Raw genomic sequence first — 17,113 nt, 5'->3', positions numbered from 1 at the left:
CTTGTCGATCAGTGCGGCAATTCCATTTATGGAGGCGAGACCTTCCCCTCCCCGGAGAGCCCTGATGGACAAGATCGACCTGCCCGAAGCCGAATGGCGCGCGCGGCTGACGCCCGAGCAATTTCACGTCTTGCGCGAAGCGGGGACCGAGCGGGCTTTCACCGGCAAATATAATGATAACAAGGCCGACGGCATTTATGCCTGTGCTGCCTGCGGGCTCGACTTGTTCGACAGCGCCGACAAATATGATTCGGGATCGGGCTGGCCGAGCTTTACCCAGCCGATCGCCCCCGACCGTGTCAGCGAACATGCCGACACCAGCTATGGCATGCGCCGCGTCGAATCGCGCTGTGCACGCTGCGACAGCCATCTCGGCCATGTCTTCCCCGACGGTCCGCCGCCGACCCGGCTGCGCTATTGCATGAATTCGGTGAGCCTCGATTTCCGTCCGCGCGGTGGCTGAGCGACATCGTCCTGCTTGTCGCGTCGGACTTTAGGGCCTATTCCGCCGGTCTTCGATGGCAAGTGCTTCCCTGACCAAGCCCCGGTGGCGGCGCCGGCTCGTGCTGGCGATCCAGGTTCTGATCGACCTCGGCCTGCTGGCGTTCGGCGCGCTGGTGGTCGCCGTTTATGTCGCCCGCGCGAGCTTGCCGAGTTTCGACGAGCTCAAATCGTCGCCGAACGGCCAGATGATCCGCGTCCATGCCGCCGACGGGACGGTGATTGCCTCGCTTGGCCCCAGCTTCGGCGACTGGCTACCCTATGCGCGCATTCCGCAAGTGATGCGCGATGCGACGATCGCTGTCGAAGACCGGCGGTTTGAATGGCATCCCGGCGTCGATCCGGTGGCCCTCGCGCGCATCACCAAATTCGCGATCGTCAACCGCGGCACCGGCAAGCGACTGCAGGGCGCTTCGACCATCACCCAGCAGGTGGCGCGCACGATTTTCCTGAGCAACAGCTATTCGCTGTCGCGCAAGCTGCGCGAGGCGATCATCGCGCTCGCGCTGGAACGCAAGTTCACCAAGGAACAGATTCTCGAACTCTATCTGAACAAGGTCTATTTCGGCGGTGGCGCCTATGGCGTCGACGCGGCTGCACGCAAATTTTTCGGCCATAGCGCCGAGCAGCTGAGCCTGAGCGAAGCCGCCGTGATCGCCGGGCTGGTCAAGGCGCCGTCGCATTATTCGCCAACCGCCGACATCGACGCTGCCAAGGGTCGCGCCGGTGTGGTGATCCGGCTGATGGAGGAAACCGGCAAGATTTCAGCAGGCGAAGCGGGCAAGATCGATCTGTCGGGCGTGCGGTTCGTGCCCGAACCGCGCCAGAACAGTGTGCGTTACTTCACCGACTGGGCGCTGCCCCAGCTCGAACTGCTGATCGACGAATCCGCGCGCCCGCTGGAAGTGTGGACGACGCTCGATCTGGCTGCCCAGCGCGCTGCCGATGCCGCGATCCGCGCCAATGCGCCGCCGGGGACGCAGGGTGCGCTGGTCTCGCTCGACCGTGACGGTGCGGTGCGCGCGATGGTCGGCGGCAAGGATTATGTCTCGTCGATCTACAACCGCGCGACGCAGGCGGAGCGCCAGCCGGGATCGGCCTTCAAGCTGTTCGTCTATCTGGCCGCGCTCGAAGCCGGGCATAAGCCCGAAGACGCAGTGGTCGACGAGCCGGTGACGATCGGCGGCTGGACACCCAAGAATGATTCACGCCGCAACATCGGTGAGACGACGCTGCGCAATGCCTTCGCCTATTCGATCAATACCGTGGCGGCGAAGATCGGCGACGAGGTCGGCTTTGCAACGATTGCCGACATGGCGCGACGGTTTGGCATCACGACGCCGATCAATACCTATCCGGCGATGGTGCTCGGCACGTCGAATGTGCGGTTGATCGACCTGACTCGCGCATTCGCATCGGTCGCCAACAAGGGCGTAGCCGTGACGCCCTATGGCATCACCAAGGTGACCGCCAATGGCGTGACCATCTATGCGCATGAAGTCGATCGCAGCCATGTGCTGGTCGCGCCTTTCGTCGCCCAGTCGATGACCGACCTGCTGCAGACCGCCGTCAACACCGGCACCGGCAAGGCCGCGCAGATCGGTCGTCCGGTCGCGGGCAAGACTGGCACGACCACCTCGACCAAGGATGGCTGGTTTCTGGGCTTTTCGAGCGGCCTGACCACTGGCGTGTGGATGGGGCGCGACGATGCGCAGTCGGTGCGCGGGCTGCACGGCGGGACCGCGCCGGCACGCGCCTTCGCCGCGTTCATGAAAGTCGCGGTCGCCAATCGGCCGGTCGAGCAATTCGATACCGGCGTCACCCTGCCCGACGAAGCGGCTGGGTTCGGGGAGGAGAATTACTTCGGCGAGCCCGATAACGGCCTGTTCGTCGATCCCGACGGCAATCCGGTCGAGCAACCGGCATTGCCGCCCGCCAACGAACCGACCGATCCGCAGCCCGATGCCCTGCCGCCCCCTGCAGCAACCACCGGGCGCGAACGGCCGAGCGGCGAGCGGCTCGACGAGGATTGGCTGAACCGGACGCTCGATCGCCCGGCAACCCGTCGGCCAGCACCGGCACCAGTACCGGCGCCGCGACCTCAGGCCGACCGACCGACCCAGTGAAGCGCCGCGCCGTGCTGCCTTAGCCACGCGCGCGACCGGTCGGCATCGACACCGACGAGCCTCGCGACAGCGGCGTGGAACACCGGACTGTGGTTCATGTGCAATCGGTGCGCGACTTCGTGCGCCACCGTTGCCCGGCGAACAAAATCAGGCGCGAGGATCAGCCGCCAGCTATAGCGGATCGCGCCCTGCGACGTGCAACTGCCCCAGCGCCCGCGCGGATCGCCAATGCCGATGTGACTGACGGTGACCGCCGCCCGCGCCGCGAATTCTCGCGTCTCTGCGCTGAGCAACGCGAGCGCCTGAGCGCGCAACCAGCGCTCGATCCGGGTCGGCAGGCTCTCGACCGGGCCGCCGCAGCGCAGGCGGTCGCCCTCGACTATGATTTGGCGCGACGCCATGACGCTCCAGTCGATCGTCAGCATCTGGCCCCGAAACGGCAGACTGCCGCCGTCGATGAACGGACAGGCCGGTGGCAGCTTCGCCTGTTCGGCAGCGATCCATCCGCGCTTTTCCTCCGCCCAGCGCAGCGCCGGGGCAAGCGCGGCGCGCGGCGGCAACGTGAGCTTCACCGCGCCGGTCTTGGGGTCGATCGTCAGCCGGGTGCGCCGCGCACGCGGATGCCGGACAACCGCAATGTCGGGCGTGCCGGTCACAACGTCCGGTCGGTCAGGTGAAATTCAAGGTCACCGGCATCGTCTTCGGAAATGGTCCAGCCGCGTACTGAAATGCCGGCGCGGTGGACGGCTTCGCGATCGCCGCAGATCAGATAATGCCATTCGGGCAGCGGCTGCCCATCGGCGAGCAACCGATAGGCGCAAGTCGATGGCAGCCAGTCGATCGTCGCAAGCTTTGCCGGAGTCAGGCGAACGCATTCGGGAACGAAGGCGTGACGATGCTTGTAATCGCTGCACTGCGCGCTGCGCCGGTCGAGCAGGCGGCAGGCGACATTGGTCGGAAACAGCTCGCCGGTTTCGTCATCCTCGAGCTTGTGGATGCAGCACTTGCCGCAGCCGTCGCACAGCGCTTCCCATTGCGCGCGGTCGAGCTTGTCGAGCGGTGTATCTTCCCAGAACCGCCCGCTCATCGCGCCCAGCGCCGGATCTCGTCGGCGATCACCTCGGGCTTGCCGTCTTGCGAGAGCAGCGCGATCGGCTTGCCGTCGGGGCTGAACAGATAGGCCTGGCGCGAGTGGTTGACGGTATAGCCGCCGTCAGCCGTTCTGGGCTGCGGCTGGTAGAAGATCGCATATTCCTTCGCGACCGCTGCAATCGCTTGCGGCGACCCGGTCAGCCCGACCATGCGGGGATGAAAGGCGCGCACGAACTGCTTCAATACCGGCGGCGTATCGCGCGCAGGATCGACGCTGATGAAGATCGGTACGATCCGTGCGCCGAGCTTGGGATCGCTGGCCTCGACCTTCTTCAGGCCGGCGGCGAGGTTCTGGACATCGACCGGGCAGACATCGGGGCAATAAGTGTAGCCGAAATAGATGATGCGGTACTTGCCGACAAAGTCGCGGTCGCTCACTGGTTTGCCGTCCTGGTCGGTCAGCGTGAACGGCCCGCCGATCGCGGCACCCGCCAGCGGCGGCGCTTCGGCGGCGGGTGAACAGGCCGCGAGCGCGATCAGGACAGGCAGGGCAAGCGACAAGAAACGACGGTGATTCATGGTGCCGTCAGCCATGATCTGGTAGCGATGCCGACGCAAGCCCCGCCAGGGCTGGAACTGCCGACCGCATCGGGGGTAATGAGTGACGATGACTCTTCGCAACATCCGTATCGCCGCCATCGCCGCGGCAGTGCTGGCGGTAGCGCCCGCCACAGCCCAGCTCGGCCAGTCCGACAGCTACAAATTCCTCGAAGCAATCCGCGACGCCAAGAGCGACCCGAGCAAGGGCGCCGAGATCACCGAATTCCTGAGCAAGCCCGGCACGACGATCGTCAACACGCAGGATTATACCACCCGCGAGACCGCGCTGCACATCGTCGCGAAGCGCAACGACGTGCTGTACACCCGTTTCCTGCTGCAGAAGGGCGCCGATCCCAATCTGCGCGACATTCGCGGCAATACGCCGCTACTCGCCGCAGTGTCGGCGGGTGCCGATTCGGTGATTTCCTATCTGATCAAGGGCCGCGCCAATGTGAATCTGGCCAACAAGGCCGGTGAGACACCGCTGATCCGCGCGGTCCAGCTTCGCAACGTCAATGTTGCGCGCGATCTGCTGGCGGCGGGTGCCGACCCCGATCAGGTCGACAATATCGCCGGCCGCTCGGCACGCGACTATGCAAGTGAGGACAAGCGCTTTCCCGCGATCGCCGAACTGTTCACGAACATCCCCAAGCGCGACCGCCGCGCCAGCGTCGGCCCCTCGCTCTAGTCACGCAATCGGCTAGAGCGCCTCGGCGTCGGGATCGATCATCAGCGTCAGTCGTCGCGCCGCGCGGCGTGCAAAGGCCAGCGTCTCGCGCTTTCGGGCATGAGCTGCCATCGGCACGCTATGGGCTTCCCGGACGATCGATGCATCATAGCGATCGGCAATGATGATGCCGGTGCGTTCGGGCAGGAATGCCGGCATGTCGAGCGGGCCGGTATCGAAACCCGCCGGCACAGCCCAGAAGAAGCGGTCGCAATGCACCAGATAATCGGGCCATTTGCCATCGCCGAGCAGGTCGGCCCGCGATACCTTGATTTCGACGATGACGATCTGCCCGCGCGCATCGACCGCCATCAGATCGGCGCGACGGCCGCCTTCAAGCGGCACCTCGCCGATTGTGACCAGATCGTGGCGCAGGAACATGCGCGTCACGCCGCGCACAACATCCGCCGCGCCGAGCCGGTCAGCAAGGGTGGATGATAAAAAGTCAGGCGGTGACGTCATCACCGCCTGACTAGAACATTTCACGAACGATGAAAAGCGGTCGTGAAACTCGCGATCACCGGTAGAAAATGTGCCGACCGATCGTCGCGACGCGCTGCCGCCCCCAATTGGGCGAGACGTGCGTCGCGTGGAAATAGAGCGCGGCCGCAACCGGGCTTTCCGCCTTGTCCGCCATCGCGAGCTGCGCCACGGACAGCGCAGTACGATAGGCCTTGTTGCCTTCGCCGGGCGACGTCATGTGGCCAGCGCGGACGAACGAAAACTGCCCCGGCTGGGTGACGACACCGCAAACCGTGCGCGGAAACCGGCCCGAACGGGTGCGGTTGAGAATAACATGCGCGACGCCGAGCTGGCCGATGAGCGGTTCGCCCTTGGCTTCGTGGTAGATGGCCGTGGCAAGACAGCGCAGGTCGTCGCTGATCGTGCCGGGCATTGCCTGGGTCGCGACTGCCGCGGCGAGCGACACGGGCTGGTCAGCCACAGCCGGCCGAGCCGGAACTGCCGGGGTGGCAACAGGCCCCACATCGAACGACGGCTCGACGGGGCTTGGGCTGGGAACCGGCAGCGGGGCCGATGTGTTGGCGAGGACAGGCGAAGGAATAAGCGAAGGCTTGTCGGGCATCAACGCAAAGCCAGGCGCACCCGTGAATGCGAGCGTTGATACGCAGAGGAGCGCCGCAGTTGCGGCGGCAGGAATCTTAAACTTCATTGACCGTCAAAATGTGCGGTGGGTGCGCGGATCGATCGACCTTGGGCCATCGTACCGGGCGTGCCCCCCGACTGCGTAACCGACCGATATCGCACCCCGGCCAGCACAACGCGTTTTCAGTGGCGCCCCCGTGGGCCCCCTGAGTTAATGGGTCAATAAAATCCGATTGTTTCAGCGGCGAACCGTTCGGCCTGTGCGATATCCAGTTCAATCACCCACAAATCGGGGTCGGACGCGCGGCGACGGCGCCAATAATCGCCAAGCGCCGCAGCATCGCCGCCGACCGGCCCGACCGGCACCAGCACAGGATCACCGCGTTCGGCAATGCCGCGCTCGAACGCACGGCAATCGGCGCCGCGGTCGGCGGTGATCAGCAGGATCGATCCGTCATCGGCATCGCCACGCGCCAGCACCATTGCCATCCCGCCGGCATCGTTGACGCGCCGCAGCAACGCCGTCACCAGCAGGCGCGCCGGCAGGCGGATGCTCATCGCACGCGATAGCCCGGCAACGAGGCAAGCGCGATGCGCGACCGCATGAAAGTGCCCGTCCCGCGCGCGACTTCCTCGCCGCTGGCATCGATCAGCCGAGCGTCGGCAATCAGCACGCGGCGCTGGCCATTGACCCAGCGACCTTCGGCCACCACCGGCCCTTCGCCGAGCGGCCGGGTGAACAACAGGTTGAACTGCGTGGTCAGCAGGAAGCGATCGGTGACGAGTGTATTGGCGGCATAAAAGGCGGCGTCGTCGAGCATCTTGAAATAGACCGTGCCATGGGCAGCTCCTGCCGCGTGGAACTGACGCGGATCGATCGTGAAGCTGATCCGCGACAGGCCGCTGCCCGTGATCTCGAGCCGCGAGTCGAACAAGGCGTTGATCGGCGCAGCGGCGTAGAGCGATTCGAGCGCGCGGTAATGGGCGTCGGCGCCTTGCGCCACCGCGCCGCGTTCAGGCGGCATCGCGCGTTTCGTCCGCCGTCCAGAGCACGTAAAGCGCATCGGCCGAGCCGGCACCGCGCAATTTAGCGACAAAGCCCTGGTCGCGCAGCCGTCGCGAGACACCGGCAAGCGCCTTCAGATGCTCGGCGCCTGCATCGGGCGGCGACAGCATCATGAAGACGAGATCGACCGGCAATTCATCGATGGCCTGATAATCGATCGGCGCCGCCAGCCGGGCAAAGACGCCGATGATCTTCGGCAGACCGGGGAACTTGCCGTGCGGAATCGCGATGCCGCCGCCAAAGCCGGTCGATCCGATCCGCTCACGGTCGGTCAGCGTGGCAGCGACCTGCTTGGCATCGAGGCCATGGACGTGCGCGGCGACGCTGGCGAGCTGGTTTATCAGCGTCTTCTTGTTGGACGCGCTCACGCTTGCGATCACAGTCGCTGGCAGGAGCAAATCGTCAAATCGGGTCATCATGGTTCCTGACGCAGGCATGGCGCCCGCACGGTCGCGGCAAGACGGGCGCCTTAACCCCTATCGGCGCCCGGCGAAAGCAGTCACCGCTGGCGATTGGGTTCGACCCAGCCGATCGTCCCGTCGCCCCGCCGATAGACCATGTTGTGGACACCGGTCGCGGTGTTGCGGAACAACAGCGCCGCCGTGTTGCGGAGATCGAGCATCATAACGGCGTCCGAAACCGTCGCATCGGGCACATCGACGCGCGTTTCGGCGATGATCGGCGGAAAATCCTCGGGCTCCTGCTCGGGCTCGGGTTCGACGAACAGCGTGTAGCCGGCATCATCGAGCGTGCTCGCTGCATTGTTGCCGGCATGGCGATCCTTCAGACGCCGGACATAGCGACGCAGCTGTTTTTCGATCTTGTCGGCGGCGCCTTCGAACGCGTTGCGAGCCTCCATTGCCCGGTTGCTGCCTTTCAGAACGACGCCCTGCATCACATGCGCAACGATATCGCAGGTGAAACCAGCGTCATGCGGACCCTTGCCCAAGGTCACCTGCGCCGAAATCGCGCGTGAGAAATATTTGTCGGCGATTCCCTGAAGCCGTTCGGTCACCAGCGTCTTGAGCGCATTCCCGGTATCGACCTGATGGCCGGACAGACGGATCTCCATAGTCACCTCCATACATGGCGCACGGCGTGCGCGGGCAGGTCAGCCAGCGGACGCAGTCCAGATCGGCTGGTTGATCGTCTTCAAAAACTCGGCGTGGCGCGCAGCTTCGGCGTCGGTCGGCGCAAATCGTCGCGCCGGTCGCACGGTCCGTGGTGCTGCCTCGATCATCGGGCGCGCGGCTGCCGACACTTCGGCCTGCTCGACGAGTTCAAGGCCGATCTGCCGTCCGCCGGTCAATTCGACATAGACTTGCGCCAGCAATTGCGCGTCGAGCAGCGCGCCGTGCAGACTGCGGTGGCTGCGGTCGATGCCATAGCGCGTGCATAGCGCATCGAGCGAATGCTTGGCGCCAGGATGGCGGCTGCGCGCGATCACCAGCGTATCGACCATCCGCTCCATAGCGACCGGCGTGCGGCCGCAGCGCTTCAGTTCGCCGTTGAGGAAGCCGAAGTCGAAGCTCGCATTATGCGCGACCAGCGGACTGTCGCCGAGAAATTCGAGCAGATCATCGGCGTGATCGGCAAACAGCTGCTTGTCCGCCAGAAAGGCGTCGGACAGCCCGTGCACGGCATAGGCCTCGGCAGGCATCGGCCGTTCGGGATTGACGTAGACGTGGAAATGCACGCCCGTCGGCACGCGGTGCACCAGTTCGATACAGCCGATTTCGACCAGCCGGTCGCCGCCGGAAAAGCTGAGGCCCGTGGTTTCGGTGTCGAAGACGATTTCACGCATTGGTCACATTATCCGCCCTTGCCGCCCAACAGGCAAGCGATCACCTCGCGGACAGCCGCACGCGTAACGCTCAAGGGCACATCAGTGGGAATGACGAAGTCGGCGCGGGCGCGCTTCACCGCATCGGGGAGCTGGCGCGCGAGAATCGCTTCGAATTTTGAGGGATGCTGGCCCGGGCGCGCGAGCACGCGTTCGCGCTGCACATCGGGATGCGCGGACACCACCGCGACCTTGTCGACATGCGCATGCCCGCCGGTTTCGTAGAGGAGCGGGACGTCGAACAAGATGATCGGCGCCGACGCATGCTCGGCAAGGAAGGCGGCCCGCGCAACACCAACCGCCGGGTGGACGATTGCCTCGAGCCGCTTCATTGCCGCATCGTCGTGGAAGACTGCCGCCGACAGCGCGGCGCGATCGACGCCGTCGGGGCCGGTCGTGCCCGGAAATTCGGCTTCGATTACCGGCAGGAGTGCGCCGTCCGGGCCCTGCAGGCGGTGGACGACCGCATCGGCATCGAACACCGGCACGCCTTCATCGGCGAACATTGCCGCGACGGTCGATTTGCCCATGCCGATCGACCCCGTGAGCCCAAGCTTGATCATGCCATCAGCCGCGCGCGCAAATCTTCGTCGCGGTCGCGCGGCGGCGCCGCATCGAACAGGATTTCGAACGCGAACGCCGCCTGGCCGATCAGCATTTCCAGCCCGTCGATCGTCGCCAGACCCCGCGAGTCGGCGGCAGCGAGCAGATCGGTCTCGAGCGGGGCATAGACGATGTCATAAACGATGGCGTCGTCCGGCAGCGGCGTCAGGTCGATCGCGAGCGGCGGCTGGCCCGCCATGCCGAGCGGGCTGGCATTGACGAGCAGCGCCGCGGGCGGCAACGGCGCCGTCAGCGACAAGGCATTCCCCTTCAGCCCGAACCGCGCGAGCAGCGCGGCCCCTTTCAGCGGATTGCGGTTGAGCAACGTCACGGGCCCGACATCCATCCGCGACAAGGCGAACAGTATCGCGCGCGCCGCGCCGCCCGCGCCGATCACCACGACAGGCTTGCCGGTTAGATCGGCATCGGCGAGCGGCGCGTAAAAGCCGCCTGCATCGGTATTGGTGCCGGTCAATGTGCCGTCTTCGGCACGGAACACCGTGTTGATCGCGCCGATCGAGTCGCGCACGCCAGCCGGATCAGCGACATGGTCGAGCGCGGCGATCTTGTGCGGGATGGTGATATTGCACCCGCGCCAGTCGGGATCGTTGCCCCGCTGCGCAAAATAATCGCCAAGGCCATCGGCTTCGATCCGTGTAGCCCGGTAATCGCCCGCAATGCCGAGCGCGTCGAGCCAGAATCGGTGAATGATCGGTGACTTCGACTGGGCGATCGGATCGCCGATCACTTCGGCATAGTTCATGCCGCGAGAACGCCGCGGGTCCGGCAATAATCGAGCACCGGCAACAGCGGCATGCCGAGAATCGTGAAATGATCGCCACCAAGCCGCGTGAACAGCTGGACGCCGCGCGCTTCGATGCGGAAACAGCCGACGCAGCCGGCGATCGCGGGCCATTCATGGTCGAGATAATCGTCGAGAAACGCGGGCGAGAGCGGGCGGACATCGAGCCGCGCGGTGGCGACATGACGCCAGACAGGTCGCCCGGCTTCGGCTGCGACGGCGGCGCTGATCAGTTCGACCTGGTTGTTTGCCATTGCTTCCAGATGCGCCCGCGCCTGCGCGCGGCTCTCGGGCTTGTCGAGCAAGGTGCCATCGGCGAGCACCACGATCGAATCGCTGCCGAGGACCAAGGCATCGGGGTGCACGCTCGACACTCGCACGGCTTTCAACTCGGCGAGCCGATCGGCGATGTCGCGCGGGGCCGCGCGGTCGGCAAGCATTGCCGCCTTGACCGATGTTTCGTCGATCGCTGCCGCTTCGGCGACAAACGGCACGCCGGCCGCCTCCAGCATTGCCCGTCGCGAGGCGCTTTGCGACGCGAGTACCAATCTCATCCCCGCCCCCGCCTCTCGCTGACGAGCGCGATGATCGCCGCAGCTGTTTCCTCGATCGAGCGGCGCGTCACGTCGATCACCGGCCAGCCATTGTCGGCGAACATCCGCCGGGCATAGGCGACTTCGCGAGCGACCGATTCCTGGTCGACATAAGCCGTCTCGGGTGACTGGTTGAGCGACAGCAGCCGGTTGCGACGCACCTGGATCAATCGGTCGGCACTCGTCGTAAGGCCCACCACCAGCGGATTTTTGAGCGTGAACAGCGCAGGCGGCGGCGTCAGCTCCATTACGATCGGAATGTTGGCGGTCTTATAGCCGCGATTGGCGAGATAGATCGACGTCGGCGTCTTCGACGAGCGCGAGACGCCCGCGAGCACGATATCGGCTTCCTCCCAATCCTCATGAGCGATGCCGTCGTCATGCGCGATCGTGAACTGAATCGCTTCGACCCGATCGAAATAGGCGGCATCGAGCATGTGCTGGCGTCCGGGGCGCGCCTTTGCCTGTTGACCCAGCATGCCCGAAAGCGCGTCGGTCACCGGATCGAGCGGCGCTACCGCCGGCAATCCCAGCGCACGACATTGCGCCTCGAGCGTGCGCCGCGTCTCGAGATTGACGAGCGTGAACAGCACCAACCCGGGATTTTGCGTGATTTCCTGCAAAATGCGCTCGAGATGCGCTTCGCTGCGTACCATCGGCCAGAAATGGCGGATGGTTTCGACATCGTCATATTGCGCGAGCGCAGCCTTGGCGATGTTTTCGAGCGTTTCGCCCGTCGAATCCGACAGCAGATGAAGGTGCAGCCGCATCAGCGGGACGGAGTTGTGGAAAACATGCGCAAAACGGCTAGCGCAACTCGCCCGCGGCGCCAAGCACCCCGACGCTGTGGATCGAACGCGACACTTTCCACAGCGTCATCGACAGCCGCTCAATCGCTGCACAGCGTGTGGATAACGGGGAAGCAGCGGCCGACTCGCGCGGGTTTTGGCGGCGCACTGCGGTCAAGCTGTTGGCAAGTGCGGGATGGATGCTTAAGCCCCATTCATCACTGCCCAACAATCTCAACATCCTTCTTTTAAGAATCTATATTGAAGTAAGGAGAGCGCTTCTGTCCGTACCCAAGCCTTTGCTCGCGACCCTTAAAGGGAAGCGCCATGAGCGCCGACCGATCTGGCTGATGCGCCAGGCTGGACGCTATTTGCCCGAATATCGCGCATTGCGAGCGGAGAAGGGCGGCTTTCTCGACCTGGTCAACGATAGCGATGCTGCTGCCGAAGTGACGATCCAGCCGCTGCGCCGTTTCGATTTCGACGCCGCCATCCTGTTTTCCGACATTTTGATGGTGCCATCGGCGATGGGACAGGATCTGCGCTTTGGCGCGGGCGAAGGTCCGGAACTCAAGCCTGCACTTGTCGATCATGCGCTTGCGACGCTCGAGGCGGTGCCGGCACGGCTCGACCCTGTTTACGCAACGGTTCGCAAGGTTGCCGCCCAGCTTGCCCCGACGACGACATTTCTGGGGTTTGCCGGCAGCCCGTGGACTGTGGCGACCTATATGGTGGCGGGGCATGGCAGCAAGGACCAGGCCGAGACGCGGCGCTATGCCTATCGCGATCCGCAGGCCTTCGCCGAGATCATCGATGCGATCACGGCGGTGACGGTGGAGTATCTGGTCGAACAATTTGCCGCCGGGGTCGATGCGGTCCAGCTGTTCGACAGCTGGGCTGGAAGCTTGTCGCCCCAGCAGTTTGAAGATTGGGTGATTGCGCCCAACCGGGCCATCGTCGAACAGCTTCGTGCCCGCGTGCCCGGGGCAACGATCATTGGCTTTCCGAAAGGCGCGGGCGCCAAGCTGGTCGCTTATGCGCAGGAGACCGGGGTCGATGCGCTGGGCCTCGATGAAACGCTCGATCCGGTCTGGGCCAATGCGGTGTTGCCGGCTGGATTGCCGGTGCAGGGTAATCTCGACCCGCTTGCGCTGGTCACTGGCGGCGAAACGCTCGACCATGCGATCGATCGGGTGCTCGGCGCCTTTCCCGAACGGCCGCATGTCTTCAATCTCGGCCATGGCATATTGCAGGACACGCCGATCGCGCATGTCGAGGCGCTGGTCGAACGAGTGAGGCGGTAACATGGCAGGCTGGCTGGGGAGCGCTTACCCCTGGGTGAAGACGGCGCATCTGGTGTTCGTGATCTTTTGGATGGCGGGCCTGTTCATGCTGCCGCGCTATCTGGTCTATCATCAGGAAGACGGGTTGACGGGGCCTCAAGCCGACCGCTGGATCGAACGTGAGGCAAAGCTGCGGTCGATCATCCTGACTCCATCGATGGCGATCGTGTGGGTGCTCGGGCTGATGCTCGGCGCGCATGTCGGCCTGTTCAGCGGCGTCGCGCATCTCGGCTGGCTGCACGCCAAATTCGCGCTGGTGATCCTGCTGAGCGGCTTCCACGGTTGGGCGACCGGCTATTCCAAGGCGCTGGCAAGGGGACAGGCGCGGCTGTCCGGGCGGACGCTTCGCTTGCTCAACGAAATTCCCGGGGTATCGGTCGCGCTGATCGTGATGCTGGCAATCGTTCAGCCGTTCTGAGGCCGATCGCGGGGCGGCTTGCTTGACTTGATCGGGCGGGCTGCCTAACTCTGACACCGACCTATGCGGTGCCTGGCGCAGCGCATAGCGTATCTTCTGGCCGCGTCGCGCCCTTGTCGCCGATCGACTGGCTTTCCTCAACGCTTGCCCGCTCCTTTACGGATATCCCCTGATGCATCTCGCTGATCTTAAGAAAAAAACGCCCGCCCAGCTCGTCGAGATGGCCGAATCGCTAGGGGTGGAAAGTGCATCGACGCTGCGCAAACAGGATCTGATGTTCGCAATCCTGAAGGTGCAGGTGGAAAGTGGCGAGCAGATCATGGGGCTCGGCACGATCGAGGTGCTGCCCGACGGCTTTGGTTTCCTGCGCAGTCCCGAGGCGAATTATCTCGCCGGGCCCGACGATATCTACATTTCTCCGAACCAGGTCCGCAAATTCGGCCTGCGTACCGGCGACACCGTCGAAGGCGAAATCCGCGGGCCAAAGGACGGCGAGCGCTATTTCGCGTTGACCCGGCTTACCTCGGTCAACTTCGATGATCCCGAGGCAATTCGCCACCGCGTCAATTTCGACAATCTGACGCCGCTTTACCCGGATGAGAAACTGACGCTCGATCCCTATGACCCGACCGTGAAGGACAAGTCGGCGCGCGTCATCGACATCGTATCGCCGCAGGGCAAGGGGCAACGCGCGCTGATCGTCGCACCGCCACGCGTCGGCAAGACCGTGTTGCTCCAAAACATCGCCAAGGCGATTACCGACAATCACCCGGAAATTTTCCTGATCGTGTTGCTGATCGACGAGCGGCCCGAGGAAGTGACCGACATGCAGCGGAGCGTGAAGGGCGAAGTGATCAGCTCGACCTTCGACGAGCCCGCGCAGCGCCACGTCCAAGTCGCTGAAATGGTTATTGAAAAAGCCAAGCGGCTGGTCGAGCACAAGAAGGATGTCGTGATCCTGCTCGACTCAATCACGCGCCTGGGTCGCGCTTACAACACCGTGGTGCCGTCGTCGGGCAAGGTGTTGACTGGCGGTGTCGATGCCAATGCACTCCAGCGGCCCAAGCGCTTCTTTGGTGCCGCGCGCAACATCGAAGAGGGCGGTTCACTGTCGATCATCGCGACGGCCCTCATTGATACCGGCAGCCGTATGGACGAAGTGATCTTCGAAGAGTTCAAGGGCACCGGCAATTCCGAAATCGTGCTCGATCGCAAGGTCGCCGACAAGCGCATCTTCCCAGCGCTCGACGTCGGCAAGTCTGGCACGCGCAAGGAAGAGCTGCTGGTCGACAAGGCCAAGCTGTCGAAGATGTGGGTGCTCCGCCGCATCCTGATGCAGATGGGCACGATCGACGCGATGGAATTCCTGCTCGACAAGATGAAGGAATCGAAGACCAATGAGGAATTCTTCGATTCGATGAATCAGTAAGTCGCTCGCTAGCCGGTGAGCGCGAACGGGCGGTGGCGCTGTTCATGCGCGAGCAGCCACGCCTTGGTCGCCGATCCCTCGCCTGCGGAATAGGCGCCGAGTGCGCCGCCTGCGCCGAGCACGCGGTGACATGGGACAACGAGCGGATAGGGGTTGCGCGCGCATAGCTGGCCGATGGCGCGGGCCGATGAGCCAAGTCGCTTGGCAAGGGCCCCATAGCTGATCGTATCGCCATAGCCGACCGCAATCAGCCCTTGGCGCAATTCCTGGCCACGCCCGGTTGATGGTGCGCTGAGCGGAAGATCGAAATCGATCCGTTCACCGGCGAGCCACGCTTCGATCTGCTCGATCGCCGCGCGCGCGAGGGCAGATGTTCCACTTGGAACATCATCGCCGCCGATCCGTATCGATTCGAGGCAGTCGCCCGTCGTGACGACGGTCACGATCCCAATCGGCGTTGCGGTGCTGGCCTGATCGCGCGCATACATAATGTCTTATTGCCCGGGCGTCCCGGGCGCTCAAGCGGAGAAGCGCGGGTGAAAATCAACGTCGAAGTCGAGTGCACGCCCGAGGAGGCGCGTCGGGTGATGGGTCTGCCCGATTTTACGCCCGTGCATGAGAAGTACATTGCCTCGTTGCTCGACTCGATGGACGGCACGATGAAGCCGGAGATGATCGAGGCCGTGATGCGCAGCTGGGCGCCGATGGGCGAAGCGAGCATGAAATTCTGGCAGAAGCTCTTCGAGGGCAGCACGCGGCAAGGCTAACGTCAGTGGCCGCAACGATCTTTGCGTTGGCGAGCGGGGCATTGCCGGCAGCGATCGCGGTTGTCCGCATCAGCGGCCCGCGCGCAATCGCAGCCGCGTGCCAACTCGCTGGCGACTTGCCGCCAGCGCGGCGAGCGGGCGTTCGGCGTCTGATTGATCCAGCATCGGGTGAAGTGCTCGACCGGGCGATCGTCGTTGTTTTCCCCGGACCGAAGAGCGCTACTGGCGAGGATCTGGTCGAGCTTCACCTGCACGGGGGACGCGCGGTGGTGACAGCCGTTCAGGCCGCGCTGGCAAGTATCGATGGCCTGCGTGGCGCCGAGGCGGGGGAATTTACGCGACGCGCGCTCGCCAATGGCAGGATCGATCTCGCGGAAGCCGAAGGGCTGGGCGACTTGCTGATGGCCCAGACCGAGCGTCAGCGGCGGACAGCCATGATGTCGGCAGGGGGTCGGCTGAGTCGGCTGGTGAGCGATTGGGCAACCGAGTTGCTCGCAGTGTCGGCCACGATTGAGGCGGTGCTGGACTTTTCTGACGAGGATGATGTCGGCGATGCGCTTGTTCCATCGGTCAGGGCAAGGATCGATGCGCTTGCAACCGCGATGGCGAACGTGCTGGCCGAACCTCCAGTCGAGCGGCTGCGTGACGGTATCCGCGTTGTGCTCGCCGGGCCGCGCAACGCGGGCAAATCGACGTTGCTCAATCGGCTCGTCGATCGCGATGCAGCGATCGTCTCGCCTATCGCCGGCACGACGCGGGACATGATCGAAGTGCCCGTCGTTCGTGATGGCATTGCCTATGTGTTCGTGGATACGGCGGGTTTCGCCGATGCGACTGATGATGCGATCGAGGCGATCGGCATCGCCCGGGCGCGCGAGGCTGCGGCGACTGCTGACATTCTCATCTGGCTTGACGACGATCCGCCTCACGCGACCGAACGAGCGATTTGGCTCTATGCGCGTGCGGACATACGACCGATGTCGGCTGATCCTCGGCGATTGGCGGTGTCGGCGGTATCGGGGGAAGGGTTGAGCGCGTTGTGGGGTGCGCTTGCACATCAGGCGGCAACGTTATTGCCGCGCGAGGATGCTGTTGCCCTCAACGCCCGGCAACGCGATTGCTGCGCGGTTTGTTGTGCAAGCTTGTGTTCAGCAGCGCAGGCTGAAGATCCCTTGGTCGTCGCCGAGCATTTGCGCATCGCTCGACAGGCGCTCGATCGGCTCCTCGGTCGCGTCGATGTCGAGGCAATGTTGGATGCGCTCTTTTCGCGCTTTTGCATCGGCAAGTGATGTTCCACGTGGAACATCACTT

The 17,113-nt window shown here is 64.2% G+C and carries 23 protein-coding genes; 8 read left to right on the top strand and 15 right to left on the bottom strand.

The window, feature by feature from the left end; translation table 11 throughout:
- Window positions 1-64 precede the first annotated feature (64 nt).
- Window positions 65-463 (top strand): peptide-methionine (R)-S-oxide reductase MsrB, encoded by a 399-nt coding sequence (gene msrB / locus AX672_RS02385; RefSeq protein ID WP_066647596.1) that lies wholly within the window; start codon window positions 65-67, stop codon window positions 461-463.
- A 55-nt stretch (window positions 464-518) separates the two neighbouring features.
- A complete protein-coding gene (locus AX672_RS02380) occupies window positions 519-2,627 on the top strand; it encodes a transglycosylase domain-containing protein (protein WP_082730330.1) in 2,109 nt (702 codons plus the stop codon).
- On the opposite strand, the gene AX672_RS02375 is transcribed toward AX672_RS02380, so the two are convergent.
- The 3 genes from AX672_RS02375 to AX672_RS02365 are packed head-to-tail and all read right to left on the bottom strand — an operon-like array spanning window position 2,603 to window position 4,313.
- Window positions 2,603-3,283, bottom strand: coding sequence for a M48 family metallopeptidase (locus AX672_RS02375; protein WP_066647594.1), 681 nt, complete (start codon window positions 3,281-3,283; stop codon window positions 2,603-2,605). The genes AX672_RS02380 and AX672_RS02375 overlap by 25 nt on opposite strands.
- Window positions 3,280-3,714, bottom strand: a complete 435-nt coding sequence (locus AX672_RS02370; protein WP_082730329.1) for a YcgN family cysteine cluster protein — start codon at window positions 3,712-3,714, stop codon at window positions 3,280-3,282. Before AX672_RS02370 ends, AX672_RS02375 begins: the two co-directional genes overlap by 4 nt.
- Window positions 3,711-4,313, bottom strand: a complete 603-nt coding sequence (locus AX672_RS02365; RefSeq protein WP_066647589.1) for an SCO family protein — start codon at window positions 4,311-4,313, stop codon at window positions 3,711-3,713. Before AX672_RS02365 ends, AX672_RS02370 begins: the two co-directional genes overlap by 4 nt.
- 73 nt (window positions 4,314-4,386) lie before the next feature.
- Between AX672_RS02365 and AX672_RS02360 the strand changes: the two genes are divergently transcribed.
- On the top strand, window positions 4,387-5,007 hold the full coding sequence (locus AX672_RS02360; RefSeq protein ID WP_066647586.1) for an ankyrin repeat domain-containing protein: 621 nt from the start codon (window positions 4,387-4,389) through the stop codon (window positions 5,005-5,007).
- A 12-nt stretch (window positions 5,008-5,019) separates the two neighbouring features.
- On the opposite strand, the gene AX672_RS02355 is transcribed toward AX672_RS02360, so the two are convergent.
- The 11 genes from AX672_RS02355 to AX672_RS02305 form a co-directional block, all read right to left on the bottom strand.
- Window positions 5,020-5,508: an MmcB family DNA repair protein gene (locus tag AX672_RS02355; protein WP_066647584.1), complete on the bottom strand. Its 489-nt coding sequence runs from the start codon at window positions 5,506-5,508 to the stop codon at window positions 5,020-5,022.
- Window positions 5,509-5,563: 55 nt separating this feature from the next.
- Window positions 5,564-5,989 (bottom strand): cell wall hydrolase, encoded by a 426-nt coding sequence (locus AX672_RS02350; protein WP_231731124.1) that lies wholly within the window; start codon window positions 5,987-5,989, stop codon window positions 5,564-5,566.
- 380 nt (window positions 5,990-6,369) lie between these two features.
- Window positions 6,370-6,708, bottom strand: coding sequence for a DUF1491 family protein (locus AX672_RS02345; RefSeq protein ID WP_066647580.1), 339 nt, complete (start codon window positions 6,706-6,708; stop codon window positions 6,370-6,372).
- Window positions 6,705-7,175: a PaaI family thioesterase gene (locus tag AX672_RS02340; RefSeq protein WP_066647578.1), complete on the bottom strand. Its 471-nt coding sequence runs from the start codon at window positions 7,173-7,175 to the stop codon at window positions 6,705-6,707. The genes AX672_RS02345 and AX672_RS02340 overlap by 4 nt, the downstream gene beginning before the upstream one ends.
- Window positions 7,165-7,632, bottom strand: a complete 468-nt coding sequence (locus AX672_RS02335; RefSeq protein WP_066647803.1) for a PTS sugar transporter subunit IIA — start codon at window positions 7,630-7,632, stop codon at window positions 7,165-7,167. The genes AX672_RS02340 and AX672_RS02335 overlap by 11 nt, the downstream gene beginning before the upstream one ends.
- 83 nt (window positions 7,633-7,715) lie before the next feature.
- Window positions 7,716-8,288 carry a ribosome hibernation-promoting factor, HPF/YfiA family gene (gene hpf, locus AX672_RS02330; RefSeq protein ID WP_066647576.1) on the bottom strand — a complete coding sequence of 191 codons (573 nt, stop codon included), beginning with the start codon at window positions 8,286-8,288 and terminating at the stop codon, window positions 7,716-7,718.
- A gap of 39 nt (window positions 8,289-8,327) precedes the next feature.
- A complete protein-coding gene (dnaQ, locus tag AX672_RS02325; RefSeq protein WP_066647574.1) occupies window positions 8,328-9,020 on the bottom strand; it encodes a DNA polymerase III subunit epsilon in 693 nt (230 codons plus the stop codon).
- Between the two features lie 8 nt (window positions 9,021-9,028).
- On the bottom strand, window positions 9,029-9,622 hold the full coding sequence (gene coaE / locus AX672_RS02320; protein WP_066647571.1) for a dephospho-CoA kinase: 594 nt from the start codon (window positions 9,620-9,622) through the stop codon (window positions 9,029-9,031).
- The gene (locus tag AX672_RS02315; RefSeq protein WP_066647568.1) at window positions 9,619-10,425 is read right to left on the bottom strand and encodes a shikimate dehydrogenase family protein; all 807 of its coding nucleotides are present in this window, start codon (window positions 10,423-10,425) and stop codon (window positions 9,619-9,621) included. Before AX672_RS02315 ends, coaE begins: the two co-directional genes overlap by 4 nt.
- Window positions 10,422-11,018, bottom strand: a complete 597-nt coding sequence (locus AX672_RS02310) for a Maf family protein (protein ID WP_082730328.1) — start codon at window positions 11,016-11,018, stop codon at window positions 10,422-10,424. The genes AX672_RS02315 and AX672_RS02310 overlap by 4 nt, the downstream gene beginning before the upstream one ends.
- Entirely contained in the window at window positions 11,015-11,827 is an 813-nt protein-coding gene (locus AX672_RS02305) for a pyruvate, water dikinase regulatory protein (protein ID WP_202189211.1), read from the bottom strand. Before AX672_RS02305 ends, AX672_RS02310 begins: the two co-directional genes overlap by 4 nt.
- A gap of 299 nt (window positions 11,828-12,126) precedes the next feature.
- Between AX672_RS02305 and hemE the strand changes: the two genes are divergently transcribed.
- From hemE to rho, 3 genes are all read left to right on the top strand, one after another.
- Window positions 12,127-13,149, top strand: coding sequence for a uroporphyrinogen decarboxylase (gene hemE, locus AX672_RS02300; RefSeq protein WP_372587564.1), 1,023 nt, complete (start codon window positions 12,127-12,129; stop codon window positions 13,147-13,149).
- A 1-nt stretch (window position 13,150) separates the two neighbouring features.
- Window positions 13,151-13,606, top strand: coding sequence for a CopD family protein (locus AX672_RS02295; RefSeq protein ID WP_066647564.1), 456 nt, complete (start codon window positions 13,151-13,153; stop codon window positions 13,604-13,606).
- A gap of 172 nt (window positions 13,607-13,778) precedes the next feature.
- A complete protein-coding gene (gene rho, locus AX672_RS02290; protein ID WP_066647562.1) occupies window positions 13,779-15,035 on the top strand; it encodes a transcription termination factor Rho in 1,257 nt (418 codons plus the stop codon).
- An 8-nt stretch (window positions 15,036-15,043) separates the two neighbouring features.
- Here the strand turns inward: rho and AX672_RS02285 are convergent, their stop codons facing one another.
- On the bottom strand, window positions 15,044-15,523 hold the full coding sequence (locus tag AX672_RS02285; RefSeq protein WP_066647560.1) for a methylated-DNA--[protein]-cysteine S-methyltransferase: 480 nt from the start codon (window positions 15,521-15,523) through the stop codon (window positions 15,044-15,046).
- Between the two features lie 48 nt (window positions 15,524-15,571).
- Between AX672_RS02285 and AX672_RS02280 the strand changes: the two genes are divergently transcribed.
- Both AX672_RS02280 and mnmE read left to right on the top strand, forming a co-directional pair.
- Complete coding sequence (locus AX672_RS02280; RefSeq protein ID WP_066647558.1) at window positions 15,572-15,802, top strand: DUF6489 family protein; 231 nt, start codon at window positions 15,572-15,574, stop codon at window positions 15,800-15,802.
- Between the two features lie 5 nt (window positions 15,803-15,807).
- Complete coding sequence (mnmE, locus tag AX672_RS02275) at window positions 15,808-17,091, top strand: tRNA uridine-5-carboxymethylaminomethyl(34) synthesis GTPase MnmE (RefSeq protein ID WP_066647556.1); 1,284 nt, start codon at window positions 15,808-15,810, stop codon at window positions 17,089-17,091.
- Window positions 17,092-17,113 lie beyond the last annotated feature (22 nt).

The organism is Sphingomonas sp. CCH10-B3 (assembly GCF_001556185.1).
In the GTDB taxonomy this organism is placed as follows: Bacteria; Pseudomonadota; Alphaproteobacteria; order Sphingomonadales; family Sphingomonadaceae; genus Sphingomonas; species Sphingomonas aquatica.
Note: the sequence above shows the minus strand (reverse complement) of the source record. Positions and strands in the feature narration are given on the sequence as shown.

Bases quoted from the DNA above. Each gene is read 5' to 3' on its own strand.
- msrB (WP_066647596.1), top strand. From the start codon at position 65: ATGGACAAGATCGACCTGCCCGAAGCCGAATGGCGCGCGCGGCTGACG.
- AX672_RS02380 (WP_082730330.1), top strand. From the start codon at position 519: ATGGCAAGTGCTTCCCTGACCAAGCCCCGGTGGCGGCGCCGGCTCGTG.
- AX672_RS02370 (WP_082730329.1), bottom strand. From the start codon at position 3,714: ATGAGCGGGCGGTTCTGGGAAGATACACCGCTCGACAAGCTCGACCGC.
- AX672_RS02365 (WP_066647589.1), bottom strand. From the start codon at position 4,313: ATGGCTGACGGCACCATGAATCACCGTCGTTTCTTGTCGCTTGCCCTG.
- AX672_RS02360 (WP_066647586.1), top strand. From the start codon at position 4,387: ATGACTCTTCGCAACATCCGTATCGCCGCCATCGCCGCGGCAGTGCTG.
- AX672_RS02355 (WP_066647584.1), bottom strand. From the start codon at position 5,508: ATGACGTCACCGCCTGACTTTTTATCATCCACCCTTGCTGACCGGCTC.
- AX672_RS02345 (WP_066647580.1), bottom strand. From the start codon at position 6,708: ATGAGCATCCGCCTGCCGGCGCGCCTGCTGGTGACGGCGTTGCTGCGG.
- AX672_RS02340 (WP_066647578.1), bottom strand. From the start codon at position 7,175: ATGCCGCCTGAACGCGGCGCGGTGGCGCAAGGCGCCGACGCCCATTAC.
- AX672_RS02335 (WP_066647803.1), bottom strand. From the start codon at position 7,632: ATGACCCGATTTGACGATTTGCTCCTGCCAGCGACTGTGATCGCAAGC.
- hpf (WP_066647576.1), bottom strand. From the start codon at position 8,288: ATGGAGATCCGTCTGTCCGGCCATCAGGTCGATACCGGGAATGCGCTC.
- dnaQ (WP_066647574.1), bottom strand. From the start codon at position 9,020: ATGCGTGAAATCGTCTTCGACACCGAAACCACGGGCCTCAGCTTTTCC.
- coaE (WP_066647571.1), bottom strand. From the start codon at position 9,622: ATGATCAAGCTTGGGCTCACGGGGTCGATCGGCATGGGCAAATCGACC.
- AX672_RS02315 (WP_066647568.1), bottom strand. From the start codon at position 10,425: ATGAACTATGCCGAAGTGATCGGCGATCCGATCGCCCAGTCGAAGTCA.
- AX672_RS02310 (WP_082730328.1), bottom strand. From the start codon at position 11,018: ATGAGATTGGTACTCGCGTCGCAAAGCGCCTCGCGACGGGCAATGCTG.
- AX672_RS02305 (WP_202189211.1), bottom strand. From the start codon at position 11,827: ATGCGGCTGCACCTTCATCTGCTGTCGGATTCGACGGGCGAAACGCTC.
- AX672_RS02295 (WP_066647564.1), top strand. From the start codon at position 13,151: ATGGCAGGCTGGCTGGGGAGCGCTTACCCCTGGGTGAAGACGGCGCAT.
- rho (WP_066647562.1), top strand. From the start codon at position 13,779: ATGCATCTCGCTGATCTTAAGAAAAAAACGCCCGCCCAGCTCGTCGAG.
- AX672_RS02285 (WP_066647560.1), bottom strand. From the start codon at position 15,523: ATGTATGCGCGCGATCAGGCCAGCACCGCAACGCCGATTGGGATCGTG.